Source organism: Kocuria atrinae C3-8, from assembly GCF_000286355.1.
Classification (GTDB): domain Bacteria; phylum Actinomycetota; class Actinomycetes; order Actinomycetales; family Micrococcaceae; genus Kocuria; species Kocuria atrinae_A.
The window spans coordinates 1-2,363 of sequence record NZ_AJXN01000196.1; the positions used below are offsets into that span (position 1 = coordinate 1).

Below are 2,363 nucleotides of genomic sequence, written 5' to 3' on the forward strand. Positions count from 1 at the left end.
CCGGTGCGGGTGTCCAGCCACGCCGCGCAATCGCCCACGGCCACGACCCCGGGCACGGTGGTGCGCCCGGCGGCGTCGCAGACCACGCCATTGCCGACGTCGATCCCCGAGCCTTCCAGCCAGGCCACGTTGGGCTGGGCTCCGATGCCGACCACCACGATGTCCGCCGGAAGTACGCGGCCGTCGGCCAGGCGCACGTGAGTCACAGAATTGTCCTCCGTGTTGAAGCCTTCAATGTCGATCCCACACAGCAGTTCCACGCCGGCCTGCTCGTGCAGCCGTGCCACCACGGAACCCATTTCGGCGCCGAGTGGTCCGCGCAGCGGGGTGGTCGACTTCTCCAGCACGGTGACCTGCAGGCCCAGGGAGTGCGCCGTGGACGCGACCTCCGCGCCAATGAATCCGGCGCCCAGAACCACCAGCTGCCCACCGCGTTCCACGAGGGCCCGCAATTTGCGGGCGTCCTCGAGCGTGCGCAGGGTCAGCACGTTGTCGAGGCCCGTGAGCTCCGGCAACTGTCGTGCGGAGCGCCGGTGGCGATGACCAGGAGATCCGCGCGGACCGTGCGCCCGTCCGCGAGTGCGACCTCGCGGCTGACGGGGTCGAACGAGACGGCGCGCACGCCGAGCAGCCATTCGGCGTCGAGCTGCTCCCCGTCGATTTCCAACGTCAGGTCCGCCGCCTGGAACTGGCCGCTGAGGAATTCCTTGGAGAGCGGCGGGCGGTCGTAGGGGCGTTCCGGATCATCACCAACGATGACCAGGCGGCCGGTGAATCCTTGGCGGCGGGCGGCTCGGGCTGCGGAGAGGCCGGCGAGCGAGGCACCGACAATCACGAGGGACTCCATGATGGACCCCTTTCGAATAGCTGGTCGGGACCTCGGAACTGCACCAGGGAGTCGCCCGAGACCCATGTTCCTCACGACGCGCATTACGCAACACACTTCGTAATGCGCTTAAGTGTGAAGCGGGTCACGGAGGGGTGTCAAGGGGTGTGGAGGATCGGTTACACGCTGTTCACAACACGGCTGTTCCCTAACGCCCAGGCCGAATTTCCGATGGCTCAACCCCTTGACACTGCCTGAAACCGGCTCGGAGAATGTTGCGTATTACGACATGAGTTGCGCCACTCGCGATTTTGCTCACCGCTTTTTCGAGGCCCCTCATCCAGGACCCAGTGAAAGAACCGCGCCCATGCACAAGGTCTGCCCCCTCTCCGAACTCGAACCCGGTGACGCCATCCGAGTCGAGACGTCCCCGCCCATCGCCGTGTTCCACACCGAAGAGGGCGAGTTGTACGCCCTCGACGACACCTGCACCCACCAGGACGCCTCCCTGGCCGACGGCTGGGTCGAAGGGTGCGAAGTGGAATGCCCCCTGCACGCGTCCAAGTTCGACCTACGCACGGGACAGGTCGATGCACCCCCGGCCAAGTTGCCCGTGCGGGCACACCGCGTGGAGGTCGTCGACGGCGTCATCATGGTCGAGGAGTCCAACGAACGCCCCAACCTGCCGCCCGGTCTCACCGTGAGCGGCCACGAAACTCAGGACGCGTAGGCCGGGTGGTCCCCCGGCTGGGCTTCGCCCTGCGCTCCTTCGTCGCCCGCAGCCGGTCGGCGTGGCCCGCTACCTCTCACGGCACGCAAAGGCGCGCTGACTAAGATGGCAGGCATGGCCTCCCCCGAAAAATCGTCGTCTCAGCCGTCCTCCACACCGGGGGATGCGGCAGCCAGCGACGGCGTGACTCCGGGCGGCGTCCAATCCGTGGACCGGGCCATTACCGTCCTGGAACTCCTGGGGCGGTTGGGCAACGCGAGTGTCGGCCAGGTGGCCGAGGAGCTCGGGGTCCATAAATCCACCGCGTCCCGGCTGATCAGCGCGCTGGAATCGCGCGACCTGGTGATGGCCAATCACGAGTGGGGCAAGTACGAACTCGGTTTCGGAATCCTGCGTCTGGCCCACGCCATCCCCGCTCGGTTGAGCCTGGTTGCCGAGGCCCAGAACGAGGTCCGGCGGCTCGCCGACGAATACCGCGAGACCGTCAATCTCGCCGTCCTGCGGGAGGGCGTAGCGGTCAATGTCGCCCAGGAAATTGGGCCGACGTCGCTCGGCACCCACGACTGGATCGGTAGCCTCACGCCCCTGCACGCCACCTCGAGCGGCAAGGTGCTGCTCGCGGCGCTGACGTCCGCAGAGCGCGCGGAGCTGATCAAGAAGGCCCGCCTCAAGTCCTACACGGCGCGCACCATCACCTCTCGCCGTCAGCTCGAACAGCAACTGATCGACGTCGCCGCGCAGGATTACGCCACTGTCCTGGAGGAACTCGAGATCGGCATCAACGCCATTGCCGTTCCCGTGCGGGAC

Annotated in this window: 4 protein-coding genes; 2 read left to right on the forward strand and 2 right to left on the reverse strand. The window is 66.9% G+C overall.

The window, feature by feature from the left end; translation table 11 throughout:
- Both YO9_RS20275 and YO9_RS20280 read right to left on the reverse strand, forming a co-directional pair.
- Positions 1-515 (reverse strand): NAD(P)/FAD-dependent oxidoreductase (locus YO9_RS20275; RefSeq protein WP_016998339.1); only part of this gene is annotated, 515 nt, incomplete at its 3' end.
- Positions 482-847 (reverse strand): NAD(P)/FAD-dependent oxidoreductase, encoded by a 366-nt coding sequence (locus tag YO9_RS20280; RefSeq protein WP_262925730.1) that lies wholly within the window; start codon positions 845-847, stop codon positions 482-484. The genes YO9_RS20280 and YO9_RS20275, both read right to left, overlap by 34 nt.
- A gap of 346 nt (positions 848-1,193) precedes the next feature.
- Here YO9_RS20280 and YO9_RS0115645 point away from each other — a divergent pair, with 346 nt between their 5' ends.
- Complete coding sequence (locus YO9_RS0115645) at positions 1,194-1,556, forward strand: bifunctional 3-phenylpropionate/cinnamic acid dioxygenase ferredoxin subunit (protein WP_016998341.1); 363 nt, start codon at positions 1,194-1,196, stop codon at positions 1,554-1,556.
- A 114-nt stretch (positions 1,557-1,670) separates the two neighbouring features.
- On the forward strand, positions 1,671-2,363 hold a 693-nt coding region (locus YO9_RS0115650; protein WP_223286698.1), incomplete at its 3' end, for an IclR family transcriptional regulator.